We start from the raw sequence: 15282 nt of genomic DNA, 5'->3' as shown, positions 1-15282 counted from the left end.
GCTAAGTTGGGAAGTGCCACCACCAAATGATGTTTAATGAAGCGTTAATGTGTGTCATTCAAAAGGGTCTCGCTAATTCAGTAATTGGTGTATAGAAAACCTTAGCTGGGGTCGAATGTCAATTGAATATTTTTCATTTTCTATGATTTATTCACTTTAATGACGTAGAAAATTTAAGTCACACAGCCACAAAATGCGAGATAGCAGCGCATTTATTAACAAATTCACGTACAATAGCCCCATGAATACTCAAAGCATATTGGCTGATCTGCACAGCCACACGACCGCATCCGACGGTCAGTTAACTCCGTCTGAATTGGTGGCTAGAGCCCTTGAAAAGGGCGTGCAGTTATTTGCGATTACTGACCACGATACGGTAGCAGGTTTACCTGAAGCCCGTGCCTTTAATCAATCGCAAGCAGAACCGTTGAAATTGATCTCTGGCGTAGAAATCTCTACTCGCTGGAACAGTTATGATATTCACATAGTTGCGCTTAACTTCGATGCGGATAATCCTGCGTTATTGGCATTTTTAGAAAACCAGCGTGAGTTACGTGAATTACGCGCTCAAGAAATTGGCCATAGATTAGCCAAGGCCGGTATTGAAGGCGCTTACGAAGGTGCTAAGGCGTTGGCGGGTGAAGCGGCATTGAGCCGTGGACATTACGCCCGTTGGATGGCTGAAAATGGTCATGCTGTGGATATGCCGAGCGTGTTTAAACGCTACCTTGCCCGCGGTAAAACCGGTTATGTCCCTAATAATTGGGGTGATATGGCCAGCGCCATCGATATCATTCATAACGCGGGTGGATTAGCTGTGTTGGCGCATCCCAGTGGTTATAAGTTATCGGCAAAGTGGCTTAAGCGGTTAGTGCGTGAATATAAAGAAGCGGGTGGAGATGCCATGGAAGTGGTACTTGGCCAGCAAACATTAGACGACAGGGCCAACCTTGTGGCCTTGAGCTTACAAAATCAATTGCTTGCATCGATAGGGAGTGATTTTCACTTTCCAAGTAATTGGATCGAATTAGGAAAAAATCTGTATCAGCCCCAAGGTATTGATTGGGTCTGGCAATCGGAATCTTGGGTGGAACGACCATGAGTCAGTTTTTTTATGTACATGAAGTAAATCCGCAAACACGCCTTATCAGTCAAGCTGTTGCCGCCTTAAAAGCGGGCGGTGTGATTGTTTATCCTACCGATTCGGGTTATGCCTTAGGCTGCTTGATTGGTGAGAAAGATGCGATGACGCGGATGGCGAGAATTCGTCAAATCGAGAACGATCATAACTTTTCATTGATGTGCCGCGATTTATCTGAGCTTGCGACCTACGCCAAAGTGGATAATCAGGCGTATCGCATCCTAAAAAGTTGCACGCCTGGGCCTTATACCTTCATTTTTAAAGCGACCAAAGAAGTGCCGCGTCGTCTGCAAAATGACAAGAAAAAGACCATAGGTATTCGTGTGCCCGACAATGTGATCGCACTGGCGTTGCTTGAAGCCTTAGATGCGCCGCTGATGTCGACCAGTTTAGTGATGCCAAATGCAGAATTTGCCGAGTCAGATCCTGAACAAATTCGTGACTTGCTCGAGCATCAAGTGGATGTGATTATCCATGGCGGTTATTTAGGCGAAAAGCCAACGACTGTGATTGATATGTCTGAAGATGGCGCCGAAATTTTGCGTGAAGGCGCGGGTGATATCACGCCTTTTCTCTAAATTCAGCGCAATAGATTTATCTGTAGTGGATGCGAGTGAGCGATGCGGCGAGCGGCAGTGAACATTTGGCAGTTTTATCGCTGCAGATTTACAGGTATAATCGCGCGTTTGGCGTTAGCCTAAGTTGGCTAGTGCAGCGTTAACGGAGCAAGATAGCGGATGCAGGGCACGCAACAGAGTTTACCCTTAGCCGTTATTCGTGGTCAGGCAATGACCGAAATGCCGCTGGATTTGTTTATTCCGCCGGAGGCATTAGAAGTGTTCCTTGAGTCCTTTGAAGGGCCATTGGATTTGCTTTTATATTTGATCCGTAAGCAAAAATTAGACGTTGTCGATTTACCCATTCAGCAAATCACCGCGCAGTATTTAGAGTATATTACGTTGCTGACTCAGGCTCGAATTGAACTTGCCGCCGATTACTTAGTGATGGCGGCAACGCTTGCCGAGATTAAATCCCGTTTGCTGCTGCCGCGTATGGTGGCTGAAGATGAGGTTGAGGAAGATCCTCGGGCGCAATTGATCCGTCAGTTGAAAGCCTATGAAGTGATTAAAGAAGCGTCGCAAAAACTCGATGATTTGCCGCGGCTCGAGCGGGATGTGTTTCAAGCCAAAGCAGTGGCAGCACCTGACATTAAGCCGTTAATGATCCCGCCAGAAGTCTCGTTGTTTGAAATTGCCCGCGCCTTTGGCGATGTGCTCAAACGTATCGATGCCAATGAAGATCATCACGTTAAGCGTGAACAGTTATCGACGCGTGAGCGCATGAGCCAGATTTTAGCCATGTTGAACTCGGAAGATTTTACGGCATTTGAACGTTTATTTACCGTAGCAGAAGGCCGTGCAGGCGTGGTCGTGACCTTCTTAGCATTGATGGAATTAGTCAAAGAATTATTGGTTGAATTGTACCAAACAGAACCGTTTTCAACTATTTACGTTAAGGCCTATTAATTGATGCAGATAAATCCGACTCAATTAAAACAGCTTATTGAAGCGAGTTTGTTTGTATTGGGGAAACCCTTGTCGGCGAAAATGTTGAAAGACACTGTATTGGTGGATTTCACTGTTTCCAGAGACAAAATAAAAGCTGCATTGGATGAGCTGCAGCAGGATTATCAAGACAGAGGTGTGCAACTTGTGAAAGTCGCTGGGGGTTATCGCTTCCAGACCTTAGAAGTCTTGAGTCCTTTTTTGCAGCCCCTGTGGCAAGAAAAGGCGCCTAAATATTCGCGTGCGACATTAGAAACCTTGGCGGTGATTGCTTATCGTCAACCAGTGACTCGCGGCGATATTGAACAGGTGCGCGGTGTGGCCATTAGTAGTCACATCATAAAAAGTTTGTCAGATAGACATTGGATTAAAGTAGTTGGTCATAAAGAAGTACCGGGGCGACCCGCGTTGTATGCCACTACCTTAGAATTTTTAGCATATTTTGGCTTAGACACCTTAGCGGATTTACCGCCGCTGTCGGATACTGAGTCATTGCAGGCGGTTTTTTCAAGTGTGAAATTAACGCCAGAACAGTCAGAAGAGCAAAATACTAATGAGTGAAAAATTGCAGAAAGTCTTGGCCCGTGCAGGCCATGGCTCCCGTCGTGAGATGGAGGCATGGATTGCTGCAGGCCGAGTTAGTATTGATGGTGAAATTGCTAGCCTTGGGGATCGGATTGAAGCCGATGCCAAAGTGCGTATCGATGGGAGATCGATTTCGTTAAAGTCTGCCGAAGACGTGATCTGTCGAGTATTGGCATACCATAAACCCGAAGGCGAAATTTGTAGTCGTAAAGATCCTGAAGGCCGTCCAACGGTATTCGATCGCTTACCTAAAGTGCGTGATTCACGCTGGGTTGCGGTAGGTCGTTTAGACATCAACACCTCTGGTTTATTACTGTTTACCTCAGATGGTGAATTAGCAAACCGCTTAATGCATCCATCGAACGAAGTCGACCGCGAATACGCAGTGCGTACCTTCGGTGAAATCCCTGAAGCAACAGTGCAACGTTTGCGTACAGGCGTGATGTTAGAAGACGGCCCTGCGCAGTTTGATAGCATCAAGCCAGCGGGCGGCGAAGGCATGAACCAGTGGTGGCATGTGTGTTTACGCGAAGGTCGTAACCGCGAAGTACGCCGTCTGTGGGAATCCCAAGAAGTGCAAGTGAGCCGTTTGATCCGTATCCGTTACGGTATGGTTGAATTGCCAAAATCACTGCCACGGGGTGGCTGGGTTGAATTGCCAATGGAGCAAGTTAACTACTTGCGTAAACTGGCAGGTTTAGAACCAGAAACCCGCACTATGCTTGCCGCCGATAAACACAGCGTAGCTCGTGCACAGGTGAAAAGTGCTAAAATTCGCCGTGCAGTACGTAAGCATAAAGTGACAGGTTCGGGAAAACCTAAGCCATCGCGTCAGCGCAGCTAAGTTGTTTTATCCGAATGAAAAAGGCCGCTAAGCGGCCTTTTTGCTTTCTGTTATTTGCAGCTATGTTATAACAAGTCTCAGTTGGATTGAGGAGTGAATGGATGAAGCTAATTTCAGTGCGACGGATTTGGGAGCAAGCTGCCCATAATGCGTTTACCGATTTAATCGCGTTTCAGGAAGCACTTTTTTGTGTTTTCCGTGAAGGGACTGCCCATGTGTCACCCGATGGCGCTTTGCGTATTCTACGTTCAGTGGATGGCGGTGAGACGTGGCAGAGCGTGGCGCTTATTCGTTCGGATGAGGCTGATTTACGCGATGGCAAACTGATTGAATATCAAGGGGAATTACTCTTACTCGGCGGCGGGACCTTACACGATAAGTCGGGTCTTCAATCACATCTTTGGCGCTCAGCCGATGGGCGATCGTGGTCGGATGCGCTAAAGATAGCTGATAAGGGCTATTGGTTATGGCGCTTAACTGAACATCAAAATACACTCTATGGTGTGGGCTATCGCCCAGGACCTGATGGTGATACTCGTTTGTATAAGAGCGATGATGGCGTACACTTCAAGACTTGGCTAAAGCTGTTTAATAATCAAGGGTATGTCAACGAAACAGCCATTGTTTTTGATCAAGACTGCTGCTTTTGTCTCTTGAGGCGCGATCCCGTTTGGGGCCCTGAATTTGTTGGTTTACTCGGCCGCAGCCTAGCGCCATTTACCGATTGGCAATGGCAAGAACTCGATAAGCGCATTGGTGGGCCTGTGATGTTGATGTATCAATCCCGGCTGTTGGCTGTGGTGCGCTTATATGATGAACAAGTTCGAACGGCTTTAGTTGAAATTCATCCAGATACTGGCGTGGTTCAAGAACTATTGACACTGCCATCGAAGGGCGATACCAGTTATGCGGGCGTAGTGATTGATGGAAATGAGTTGTGGGTAAGTTATTACTCAAGCCATGAGTTAGCTGACTCACAGCTGGATACGCAAAATTCGCTTGATGAATCAAGCAGAGCCGCTAAAGCTAAAACGATGATTTATTTTGCAAAAATTCAGTTAAGCTAGAATTGGCGGTGCGCTATCTTTGTCGTACTTAATGTCATCGACAAGTTCTGGGTTTCATTTTGAGAATATCTAAAATAATAAAGAGCCATAAATAGGCCCTTTAATATTGCCAAATCATACCGGCAGAAACTCAATAAGCGATTCGATTACTGTGCGTTAAACTGCCGTCCGTTGACGGCACTAGAATCTTGACCCATCAAATATAGATAGGTCGGCATGATCTCTTCAGCTGTTTTGAGATCCAGTGGATTCTCTGCAGGGTAGGCTTTAGCGCGCATCTCAGTGCGGGTAGCTCCTGGATTGATGCTGTTAACTCGAACTGAGGTGCCATCGCATTCATGGGCGAGAACTTGCATCATGCCTTCGGTGGCAAACTTAGAGAAAGCATAAGGTCCCCAATAGGCGCGGCCTTGACGACCCACACTGCTCGACGTAAAGATAATCGATGCACTGGGTGCTTGGCGCATCACAGGTAGTAATGCTTTAGTTAGCATGACTTGGGCCGTGACGTTCACTTTGAGCACGTCTTCGAGTGATGGAATATCTATGTGTTCAAACGGGCCTAAGGCACCGAGCAAGCTAGCGTTATGTAATAAGCCGTCTAAATGATCGAATTGCTCGGCTATGGTATCGGCCATATCGCGATAATTTTGTTCCGTTGCGCCCTTAAGATCCAATGGCACTATGGCAGGTTTGGGATAACCGGCTTGTTCTATTACGTCGTAAACTGCTTCCAATTTTTTCACTGTTTTACCAAGTAAAATCACAGTGGCGCCGTGTTTTGCAAACTCAATGGCGGCGGTTCGGCCTATGCCAGCACCAGCGCCTGTGACTAAAATTGTCTTGCCCTTGAGTAAATCTTTTGCTGCTTGATATTCCAACATGAGTCTCTTTTTCCTCTTGGCGAGAATGCCCGCCACTTCTAGAGTCGCCGAAGTGATAAACGCATGTTTCAAACAAATGAATGAAACTTTGTTATCAATAGCTAAAATCTTTGTGACAAACTTGTGGCTAACTCAATATTTTTACGTTAACTTGAAATGAGTTAGGGGCTAACATAAGCCCTATTGGTCACAGATCTAAAAGCTATTGTGACTAATTTCTTGGGGAAAACAAAACTATTACAACAAGATTTGGGGAAAAAAGATGAAAAGACTCATTTTGGGTGTTGCGATTGCATCTGCACTGGGCCTCACAGGATGTGGTGAGGACAGTTTTAATGAACTCAAGGATAAGACAGAAGTGCTCATCCCTGAATCGCACATGGTGTTCGACCCTGCTAATTCAAAAGTTCCATTACCGAATGATTTGCTGTTCAGTGGCACCAAAGATGGCACATTATCAATTCCGGGTGAAAGCTCGGGCAATTATGTTGATCCACAAATAGCGCTTGGGGCGTTAGATGGGTGGTCGACAACATCACCGATTTCTATTGATATTGATTTGGCGAAAAAACATGACGGTACACCGCTAACCTTAATGGCGGCATCGGTTGCGCAACCGGGTGCTGTCAGAATGTTTGAAGCCACAGTAGGCGGCGCATTATCATCTGATCCCGAATGTAAGGCTAAACCGTCAGTTTCAGCCTGTAAAGTGGGCGCTGAGTTGCAGTTTGGCGTTGACTTTATATCAACCGCTTCGGGCAAAAAAGTGGTGATAATTCCGCTTAAGCCACTCAAAGCCGGGCAATCTTATATTTATGCGACAACGAATCTTATTCAAGATTCTGAAGGTCGTGGTATCGCTCCTTCAACGACCTATGGTTTGTTGAAGCTGGATATCAATACGTTACCTTTAGAAACGCCAGATCAATTGATGCTGCAAACCTTAGTGAACAGTTATGAGAAAGGGATTGCTGCGGCCCATAAGGTCGATCCTTTAACCATCAGTTACTCTGGCTTATTTACCACTCAGTCTGTTGCTAACGTCTATGAAACCACCAAATTGCTGATGGCGAAGGGTGCTCCCTATGCACCAAGCTTTGCCCAGATGCCAACACCGACTGGATTGACTGTGGCTCAAGTGGCGGGCTTAACACCAGCTGCTGGAGCTGCCTATGTTGCCGCAAACTTGGCTGATGTGTATACGGCAAAAATTAAACTGCCTATTTACGGTGATTGTTCTTCAGTTGGTTGTTTATCCGCTGAAGGTAAACCATTAATTAATGGTCATTGGAAAGCACAAGGTGATAGCCCTGTCTCTGTGCTACTAGCACTGCAAGCGGGCACACTCAGCCAGAATAATTTTGGTATGCAAGCGGTGGCTAATGGTATTGCCAACCCTGCTGATGCTTTAGCCAATCCCTCGTTAATGGCGGGTAAAACATGGGTTTTAGACGATGGTACGGCAGTTGATAAAACCAAACATCTGACTAAATTCAATCCTATTCCAGCAATCAAAGGTTATGAAACAGTATCTGTACTGATTTCTATGCCCAATGCAACGAAATTGGCCGCTTTTTATCAACAGCAAGGTCGTGAGTTTATTCCTCCTACATCTGGTTGGCCAACAACAATTGCCCTTCACGGTTTAGGTGGCGGTAAAGAAATGTCATTGGCCTATGCCGGCACGTATGCGGCAATGGGGGTTGCAACTGTTGCTATTGATATGCCACTTCACGGTGCGCGTTCATTCGATGCTAACGGTGATGGGATTTATGAAGTCTCTGCGACAGATCCTGCCTTCGGTGCAGTTGTCGGTAAACCGGATGCCTTTAAAAATGGTAACCCGTTGGTGTTTGTGAATATTTCTAGCACTTTGTCGGTGCGAGATAACTTCCGTCAAGCGACGATGGACCATTTAGGGGTGCGTCTTGCTCTTACGGGCTTAGCACAGGGCTTAGCACAAGCAGGTCAGCCGCAAGTATTTGATGTGACTAAAATCAGTGCTCAAGGTCTGAGTTTAGGCGCCATTGTGGGCACCGATTTTGCGACCTATGCCAGCACAGGTATGAAGAATCCAGCAACCGGCGATGCCTTGCCAAATGCTTATGCTATCAATGCTGTATCCTTAGTTGCGCCAGCAGGTGGATTAGCAGGATCATTCGCAGGTTCTGCAACCTTTGGCCCAGTACTGTTTAGTAATATTACGGCATCTGCAACTTTCCAAGCACAGGTCGATGCGGCTAATACAGCAGGTTATGAGCCTGGTAGCCCTGAATATGCGGCACTGGTGCAGGCGGTATACGCACAGTTTATTCCGACGTTTGCCTTTGCAGTTCAAACAGCGGTAGATTCTGCAGATCCTGTTAACCATGCTGCTATGTTAAAAGCGACTGGCTTACCTGTGCACTTAATTGAAGTGGCGGGTGATGGTAACGGTAACTTAGCAGATCAAGTGCTGCCTAATCGCGTCGATAACTTCCCATTATCGGGCACTGAGCCGCTGATCGCTGCCATCGGGCTACCTTGTGCCGATAGCACGAGCAAAGGTCATGGCGTTGTGCGTTTCGCTAAAGGTCACCACAGTTCGATTGTTGATCCTAAAGAAAAGGAATCAACGGATGGTATGGCCGCGGCTGCCACGGTTGAAATGCAGACTCAAGTGGCAACCTATGCTGCTACTGCAGGTAAGGACGACGTGACGATTTTAGTGACAAACAGTGGGGTCATTGCGACTTGTCCTAACTAATCTTGCCTTAATCGGAAAAACCCAGCCTTTGCTGGGTTTTTTTATGGGCCTTTAGGCTGTTAGAATAGCGCGCAATTGATTGAATGATGTAACGCCCTAACGGAGAACACTTTGGAATTTTTATACGAGTATGGAATGTTTTTGGCGAAAGCCGTCACAATAGTGGTCGCAATCGTTGCCGTTATTATTGTGGTGTTGGCTTCCACTGTAAAACACAAGTCAGATAAGGGCGAGCTGAGGATCACTAACTTGTCTGAAGAGTTAGAAGAACTTAAGCATGGCTTAAAAGAAGAACTTCTGTCAAAGAAACAATTCAAAGCCTATGAAAAGCAATTAAAAGCTGACGAAAAGGCCAAAGACAAGGCCGCAGATGAAGCCTGCACGGGCAAAGTGTTCGTGATTGATTTTAAGGGCAGTATTGATGCCGCTGAGGTCGCATCACTGCGTGAAGAAATCAGTGCAATTATCGCTATCGCAGAAAAAGGCGATGAAGTGGTTGTCAATGTAGAGAGTGGCGGTGGTATGGTGCATGGTTATGGTTTAGCCTCCAGCCAGTTAGATCGCTTACGCCAAGCTGATATTCCATTGACTGTCTGTGTTGATAAAGTCGCCGCCAGTGGTGGCTATATGATGGCCTGTGTAGCGAATAAAATTTATGCTGCACCTTTTGCCATTGTCGGTTCTATTGGTGTTGTTGCTCAACTGCCTAACTTTAATCGCCTGCTGAAAAAGCATGAAATTGATTATGAGCAACATACCGCCGGTAATTTTAAACGCACCTTGACAGTGTTTGGTGAAAACTCCGATGAGGGAAGACAGAAGTTTCAAGAGGAACTCGAAGAAACCCACGTCTTATTTAAAGCGTTTGTTGGTAAGTATCGCCCTGAGTTGGATTTAGTGAAAGTCGCTACTGGCGAGCATTGGTACGGTCAGCAAGCCATTGAATTAGGTTTAGTTGATGCGATTTCGACCAGCGATGATGTGATAATGTCACTCGCCACAGAGCGTACTGTGTACAAGATACGTTATCAGGTGAGAAAGAAACTTGCCGATAAAATTGCCCACGGTGCTTCTTTGTCTGTGAACGCTATTTTCAATCGCCTCATAGAAAAAAATCGTCCTATGTAATTCTGTCTATTGGTGAATAAAAGTAAAAACGCCTGCATTTGCAGGCGTTTTCATTTGCTGAGCTTTCGCGGCTAATACCGAAGTGGGTTAGATTTGATAGCTGATATGTTGATGGAAGCGTACGATGAGATCTTCACGCTCCGGATCGACACCTATGTCCGCTGCGAAGGCCTTCAGAGCTGTTTCAACATTGTTCATAAAGCGACCGAAACCCGAATCGTCACAATCCTTGGTACCTGCCACTATGGTAAAGTGCGCGGCTTCGACTAAGTTATCGGCATCCCAGCGACGGATAACTTGTTGCTCAGTCGCATTAGGATCGAACCCTATCATTTGTACTTCGGCTTTGCTGTCGAGCTTTTCAAACTTACTGTTACGCACAAGCGGTGTTAAGCCGTTCGCTATCATAGCAAGGCGTGTCAGTTGTCTATTCGCTGCCGCTTTGAGGAAGCAGTCTTCAAGATGCTGATATAAAGGCGTAAAGTCAGTGGCTGAGTCAGGTAATAAACCCTGTTTGAGTTTGCGACTCAGCGGCAAGCTCACCGTTACATAGGTAAGAGAGCTAACGTTTTCTGGTAACTCACATTTTCTGGCTTTATATCTTGGGCCGATGGCGCGCAGTTTATAACCATAGGTTTCTTTATAGCCCTTAGCTTTTGCGAACAGATCATAGGATAAATGCTGATGGTCGCGGACCTTAACCTTAAGATCGCTTATTGGCATTAAGGGCATTAATTCAGTGAGCAACTCACGTACCTTGATATGGAAACTGGCGGAATTACTGCGAATATCGTCACCTGTGGCGAGAAACACAATGCGCAGTTTACGGGCGCGATAGTTTTCTTGCGAGAATAAGTTTTGGGCTTCGTGGTAGGCTGGGTTATAAAAAAATAGAATTTGTTCAGTGGTTTGGAAGCAATACGCTTCGGTATGGTAACGCACTACTGGCAGTTTATCGTTAGTGATCACGTGAACATTACGGAGATCGTGTTGTTCTGCCAAATTAAATATCAAACGGCTTAACGTTTGATAGCAGCTTTGATAATCGGGATATTGATTGAGTAGCTCATCCGTCACCTTGATTTCGGCTGTGATGTATTGATTGGTACGGGCTTCCTTGGGTATGTACACTTTTTGCTGATGGCTAAGGGACATATTGACTCCTTGTTTGAGTTAACCATTTGCTAACACGAATTTTACTGTTTATCTATAGGGTGAATCTTGCGTTAGAACACGTTTTTATCCGTTGAACATGAGTTTAGCTAAGTAAGCGGTTCGTTAGCTTAAAATAGCAGCTATTTTATTGGGTTAACGCATTTTCTATCCATGGTTGCATCCAAGCCGCAATCTGAGCTTGCGCCTTTTCGTTGGGATGAATGCCATCCCTTTGCATTAATTCTGGATGGGGCGCGATATCCTGCATAAAGAAGGGGATCAACACTATATCCTGGGTTTTAGATATGTCTTGATACACTTGGGTGAACTTTTGGGTATAGCGAGGGCCATAGTTAGGCGGTACCATGATCTCGGTCAGCAGCACTTTTGCGCCGCTATCTTTGGCTAGGGTAATGATTTGGATTAGATTATTTTCGAGTTGCGTTGGGGGGAATCCACGTAAACCATCATTACCTCCTAGCTCAACGACCACAAGATCGGGAGCAACAGAATCGAGCAAGGCGGGTAATCGGCGTAGGCCGCCCGCTGTGGTTTCGCCGCTCACTGAGCCATTGGTAAACTGATGTTCGGGCAGATTTTTTTGCAGTAGTGCTACCCAGCCTGACTGTTCTGCCATGCCGTAGCTAGCGCCTAAGCTATCGCCGAGGATCAGTATCTTTGCCGCGTGAGCGGGCGTGACCATGAGTACACTCAGTAGGATGAATGCCCCTAGGGTCTTCGCCATTGATTTTAATCTTAGCGATTGATACCAGAACGATTTATATAAGAAGGATCCTATGTCTAACGTCATCTTAAAAAACAGTGCCATTAATGTTGTTAACCTCGAAAAATCAGTGATTACTCAGGAAGGAACGCTCACTATCCTCAAGGGCATTAACTTAGATGTCAAGCAAGGTGAGAGTGTGGCCATTCTCGGCCCATCAGGTTCGGGCAAATCCACCTTATTGGGATTGCTTGCGGCGCTTGATACGCCTACGTCGGGGGAGATTTGGCTCGATGGTGTGGCATTATCACCACTGAATGAAGAGCAAAAAGCGGCACTGCGTAAACAGAAGGTCAGCTTTATTTTTCAATCCTTTATGTTAGTTGATACCTTAACTGCGCTCGAGAACGTCATGTTACCCGCCGAGCTTGCGGGCGTGAGCAATGCTAAGGAAAAAGCGCAGGCCATGTTGGTGCGGGTTGGTTTATCCCATCGTTTGACCCATTTACCCAAACAGCTCTCGGGTGGTGAACAGCAAAGGGTGGCGATTGCCCGCGCTTTTATCTGTGAGCCTACAGTCTTGTTTGCCGATGAACCAACTGGCAATTTAGACAGCGTCAACGGCCATAAGATTGCCGATATGTTGTTTGAGCTTAATCAAGAAAGCCATACAACCTTAGTCCTCGTTACCCATGATCTGCAGTTGGCCAAGCGGTGTGAGCGTCAACTAGTGATGGATAACGGCCATTTACAGGAAGATATCACTCAAACAGAACCGCTAGCTGATGTTAAGGAGGCTTAATAATGGAGTTAAGTCTGGCATGGCGCCTGTTTCAACGCGAGTTACAGCAGGGACAATTGTTATTGATTATCCTCGCTATTACGCTCGCGGTTTTGTCTGTGAGTGGCTTGGCGCGGGTGAGTGAACGTCTGCAAGTGGCAATTAGTGGTCAAGCTTCACAGTTTATTGCTGCCGACCGTATTATCGATTCGCCGGTTAAAATTGATGCGGCGATTTTATCCAAAGCCGAAGCGCTTGGGCTTAAGCATGTGACTAACATGCAATTTAATTCCATGGTCTATTCGGGAGATAAGTTTCAGTTAGTCACAGTACGCGCCGTAGAGTCGGGTTACCCGCTTAAGGGCGATATTGAACTCACCAGCGGTAAAACAAAGGCGTTACCTCAAGCGGATCAAATTTGGTTTGAGACTCGCTTAGGCGGACTTTTGGGGTATCCCAAATCCATCGAACTAGGTAACAGCGAATTTGTGCTCAGCAATGAGATCAGCCGCTTACCCGACGCAGGTTTTAATCCTTTTGCTTCATCGCCAGTGGTATTGATGCGGATGGAGGATGTCGCCAAAACAGGTGTTATTCAACCGGGCAGTCGCGTGACTTATCTGTATCAATTTGCCGGAGATGAAGCCTCGCTTACGGCCTTTGAACAAAGTGTTAAACCGCTTTTGAATAGTACCCAGCGCTGGGTCGATGTGCAATCCGGTGACTCGCCGATTGCGGGAGCCGTTAAGCGAGCGGAGCGCTTCTTACTGCTGGCAAGTTTGATGGGCATTGCATTGGCCTGCGCGGCGATAGGTATTGCCGCCCAGCGTTATTGTCAGCGCCATTACGATGTGGTGGCCATGCTGAAAACCTTTGGCGCCTCGGCAAAGCAAATTCGCCTGTTGTTTGGTACTCATTTATTGTTGGTAACGCTACTGGGAATTGGTCTAGGCCTTATTGGGGGAGGGTTACTCGATTTTGGGATCAGTTATCTCTTGCCACCCGAAATTGCGGCCTATTCACCGCCACTCACACGGCCATTATTACTCGGTATCAGCACTGGGCTCATCAGCGCCTTTATGTTTTCGGCTTATCCATTGATGCGTTTACTGGCTATTCCGCCACTGCGGGTGTTGCAGCGTCAGTTAGAAGGCTTACAGCTTGGTATGTGGCTGCATTTGCTACTGAGTCTAGGGGCTATGGCACTACTGGGCTATTTGTATTCCCAAAGTTGGACTTTGACTCTGACTGTGGTCGCGGCTGTGCTATTGCTGGCTGTGCTGTTAAGTCTGCTTGGATTTGTGATGATACGAGCAGGACACAGTGTTGGTATGAAGACTACCAATCCTTTGCAATTAGCGCTGGCGGGGCTAAGGCGTCGTGCGCGGCAAAATGCGGTGCAATTGGTTGGCTTTAGCGCTGCACTGGTACTGTTATTGACTATTTTGGCGTTAAGACAAGATTTACTTAACGAATGGCAAAAACAGTTGCCCGAAAATGCGCCTAATTATTTCCTTGTCAATATTGCGCCTGATGATGCAAAGCCCTTGAATGATTTCATGACGGCTAAGGGGATAGTGGCGACGGACATTTATCCGGTGATCCGTGGCCGATTAACTCAAATTAACGGTGAAGCGCTGATTTCGAATGAACAGTCCGAAGCGGGTGAAAAGGGAAGAGTGGGCATTTCGCGCGAGTTAAACCTAACGTGGCGCAATACACTGCCTGCTAACAACGAACTGTTAGAGGGGCATTTTAATCAAGCCGCTGATGAAGTGTCGGTGGAGTCCGGCGTGGCGGAGCGTCTAGGTATTGGTCTTGGCGATAAGCTGACTTACGTGATTGATAATCAAGAGCTCACAGTTAAAGTTGCCAGTATTCGTGCCGTACACTGGGAAACGCTGCAACCGAACTTCTTTATGATTTTCACTCAAGAAGCGCTCGCGCCTTTTGCTTATACTTCGATGGCGAGTTTCTATCTGAATGATCAGGCGACTAACGATAAGACTATGAATGCTGATGGTACGCCTAAGGATGCAGTGATCCTTGCGCTTATTCAGCAATTTCCGACCATATCGATCATCGATGTTGGCGCTATGGTGGGGCAGTTGCGGCAGATAATTGAGCAAGTGTCGCTGTCGTTGTCTTTAGTGCTGGCCTTAGTGTTATTAGCCAGTGCCTTAGTCTTGATTGCACAGACTGAGGCTGGCATGGCAACTCGGCAACGTGAACTGGCGGTGTTACGTACCTTTGGTGCTTCAGGATGGTTATTGCGCAGTGCAACGGGTTTAGAGTTCGCCTTACTTGGCGGTATTGCGGGTGTGTTAGCCGTAATTGTGGCCGAATTTGCGTTATATCTACTTAAGACGCAAGTATTTGAACTTAATGTATACATGCACTGGCCTTGGTGGGGCATTGCCCCTGTTTCTGGAGCCTTAATCGTCGCCTTACTAGGGGTTTGGCGTTGTCGACAATTGCTCAGCCAATCTTGCTCTGAGCTATTAAAGGCTGGGAGCTAGGGCGGTTTGTGAACTCTGTTGATGGGCTAAAACATAAAGCTTATTAAGACAACAAGCTGAGCCAACATTAAAAGCACTGATGCGACATAAGCTCAGTGCTTTTTTGTTATGGGGTTGATTCTGCTGCACTTGAATTGAATATG

General features: G+C 46.6%; 13 protein-coding genes and 1 other annotated feature (1 of these 14 running past the window's edge). Of the genes, 10 read left to right on the top strand and 3 right to left on the bottom strand.

All coding sequences use genetic code 11. The features are described from left to right. Positions 1 to 31: a sequence feature (Trp leader region), on the bottom strand; it reaches 77 nt to the left of the window's first position. A gap of 210 nt (positions 32 to 241) precedes the next feature. The 6 genes from rnm to L5M37_RS11275 all read left to right on the top strand — a co-directional run bounded on the left by rnm (position 242) and on the right by L5M37_RS11275 (position 5202). Further along, positions 242 to 1102 carry an RNase RNM gene (gene rnm / locus L5M37_RS11300; RefSeq protein ID WP_107948129.1) on the top strand — a complete coding sequence of 287 codons (861 nt, stop codon included), beginning with the start codon at positions 242 to 244 and terminating at the stop codon, positions 1100 to 1102. After that, a complete protein-coding gene (locus L5M37_RS11295) occupies positions 1099 to 1719 on the top strand; it encodes an L-threonylcarbamoyladenylate synthase (RefSeq protein WP_006082184.1) in 621 nt (206 codons plus the stop codon). Before rnm ends, L5M37_RS11295 begins: the two co-directional genes overlap by 4 nt. Positions 1720 to 1878: 159 nt before the next feature. After that, positions 1879 to 2667 (top strand): segregation and condensation protein A, encoded by a 789-nt coding sequence (locus L5M37_RS11290; protein WP_011847143.1) that lies wholly within the window; start codon positions 1879 to 1881, stop codon positions 2665 to 2667. Positions 2668 to 2670: 3 nt separating this feature from the next. After that, entirely contained in the window at positions 2671 to 3267 is a 597-nt protein-coding gene (gene scpB, locus L5M37_RS11285) for an SMC-Scp complex subunit ScpB (RefSeq protein WP_012089553.1), read from the top strand. Further along, positions 3260 to 4135: a 23S rRNA pseudouridine(2605) synthase RluB gene (gene rluB, locus L5M37_RS11280; protein ID WP_006082181.1), complete on the top strand. Its 876-nt coding sequence runs from the start codon at positions 3260 to 3262 to the stop codon at positions 4133 to 4135. The genes scpB and rluB overlap by 8 nt, the downstream gene beginning before the upstream one ends. 101 nt (positions 4136 to 4236) lie before the next feature. Continuing rightward, the gene (locus tag L5M37_RS11275) at positions 4237 to 5202 is read left to right on the top strand and encodes an exo-alpha-sialidase (protein ID WP_263200515.1); all 966 of its coding nucleotides are present in this window, start codon (positions 4237 to 4239) and stop codon (positions 5200 to 5202) included. Between the two features lie 146 nt (positions 5203 to 5348). Here L5M37_RS11275 and L5M37_RS11270 read toward each other — a convergent pair whose 3' ends face one another. Then, the gene (locus L5M37_RS11270) at positions 5349 to 6086 is read right to left on the bottom strand and encodes a YciK family oxidoreductase (protein ID WP_263166039.1); all 738 of its coding nucleotides are present in this window, start codon (positions 6084 to 6086) and stop codon (positions 5349 to 5351) included. 262 nt (positions 6087 to 6348) lie between these two features. Between L5M37_RS11270 and L5M37_RS11265 the strand changes: the two genes are divergently transcribed. Beyond that, positions 6349 to 8832, top strand: coding sequence for a VolA/Pla-1 family phospholipase (locus tag L5M37_RS11265; RefSeq protein ID WP_263200514.1), 2484 nt, complete (start codon positions 6349 to 6351; stop codon positions 8830 to 8832). A 111-nt stretch (positions 8833 to 8943) separates the two neighbouring features. Continuing rightward, on the top strand, positions 8944 to 9960 hold the full coding sequence (gene sohB / locus L5M37_RS11260; RefSeq protein ID WP_105252126.1) for a protease SohB: 1017 nt from the start codon (positions 8944 to 8946) through the stop codon (positions 9958 to 9960). Positions 9961 to 10047: 87 nt separating this feature from the next. On the opposite strand, the gene L5M37_RS11255 is transcribed toward sohB, so the two are convergent. Together L5M37_RS11255 and L5M37_RS11250 are read right to left on the bottom strand one after the other, a co-directional pair. Further along, on the bottom strand, positions 10048 to 11115 hold the full coding sequence (locus L5M37_RS11255) for a DUF3083 family protein (protein ID WP_028760986.1): 1068 nt from the start codon (positions 11113 to 11115) through the stop codon (positions 10048 to 10050). A 145-nt stretch (positions 11116 to 11260) separates the two neighbouring features. Next, the gene (locus L5M37_RS11250) at positions 11261 to 11860 is read right to left on the bottom strand and encodes an arylesterase (protein ID WP_028760985.1); all 600 of its coding nucleotides are present in this window, start codon (positions 11858 to 11860) and stop codon (positions 11261 to 11263) included. Between the two features lie 52 nt (positions 11861 to 11912). On the opposite strand from L5M37_RS11250, the gene L5M37_RS11245 reads away from it, so the two are divergent. Continuing rightward, the gene (locus L5M37_RS11245) at positions 11913 to 12641 is read left to right on the top strand and encodes an ABC transporter ATP-binding protein (RefSeq protein WP_263139018.1); all 729 of its coding nucleotides are present in this window, start codon (positions 11913 to 11915) and stop codon (positions 12639 to 12641) included. A 2-nt stretch (positions 12642 to 12643) separates the two neighbouring features. Beyond that, positions 12644 to 15139, top strand: coding sequence for an ABC transporter permease (locus L5M37_RS11240; protein WP_263200513.1), 2496 nt, complete (start codon positions 12644 to 12646; stop codon positions 15137 to 15139). Positions 15140 to 15282 lie beyond the last annotated feature (143 nt).

This window comes from Shewanella sp. SM69 (assembly GCF_025653985.1).
Lineage (GTDB): Bacteria > Pseudomonadota > Gammaproteobacteria > Enterobacterales > Shewanellaceae > Shewanella > Shewanella oncorhynchi.
Note: the sequence above shows the minus strand (reverse complement) of the source record. Positions and strands in the feature narration are given on the sequence as shown.

Bases quoted from the DNA above. Each gene is read 5' to 3' on its own strand.
- L5M37_RS11250 (WP_028760985.1), bottom strand. From the start codon at position 11,860: ATGGCGAAGACCCTAGGGGCATTCATCCTACTGAGTGTACTCATGGTC.
- L5M37_RS11240 (WP_263200513.1), top strand. From the start codon at position 12,644: ATGGAGTTAAGTCTGGCATGGCGCCTGTTTCAACGCGAGTTACAGCAG.
- L5M37_RS11255 (WP_028760986.1), bottom strand. From the start codon at position 11,115: ATGTCCCTTAGCCATCAGCAAAAAGTGTACATACCCAAGGAAGCCCGT.
- L5M37_RS11265 (WP_263200514.1), top strand. From the start codon at position 6,349: ATGAAAAGACTCATTTTGGGTGTTGCGATTGCATCTGCACTGGGCCTC.
- rnm (WP_107948129.1), top strand. From the start codon at position 242: ATGAATACTCAAAGCATATTGGCTGATCTGCACAGCCACACGACCGCA.
- scpB (WP_012089553.1), top strand. From the start codon at position 2,671: ATGCAGATAAATCCGACTCAATTAAAACAGCTTATTGAAGCGAGTTTG.
- L5M37_RS11290 (WP_011847143.1), top strand. From the start codon at position 1,879: ATGCAGGGCACGCAACAGAGTTTACCCTTAGCCGTTATTCGTGGTCAG.
- L5M37_RS11295 (WP_006082184.1), top strand. From the start codon at position 1,099: ATGAGTCAGTTTTTTTATGTACATGAAGTAAATCCGCAAACACGCCTT.
- rluB (WP_006082181.1), top strand. From the start codon at position 3,260: ATGAGTGAAAAATTGCAGAAAGTCTTGGCCCGTGCAGGCCATGGCTCC.
- L5M37_RS11275 (WP_263200515.1), top strand. From the start codon at position 4,237: ATGAAGCTAATTTCAGTGCGACGGATTTGGGAGCAAGCTGCCCATAAT.
- L5M37_RS11270 (WP_263166039.1), bottom strand. From the start codon at position 6,086: ATGTTGGAATATCAAGCAGCAAAAGATTTACTCAAGGGCAAGACAATT.
- L5M37_RS11245 (WP_263139018.1), top strand. From the start codon at position 11,913: ATGTCTAACGTCATCTTAAAAAACAGTGCCATTAATGTTGTTAACCTC.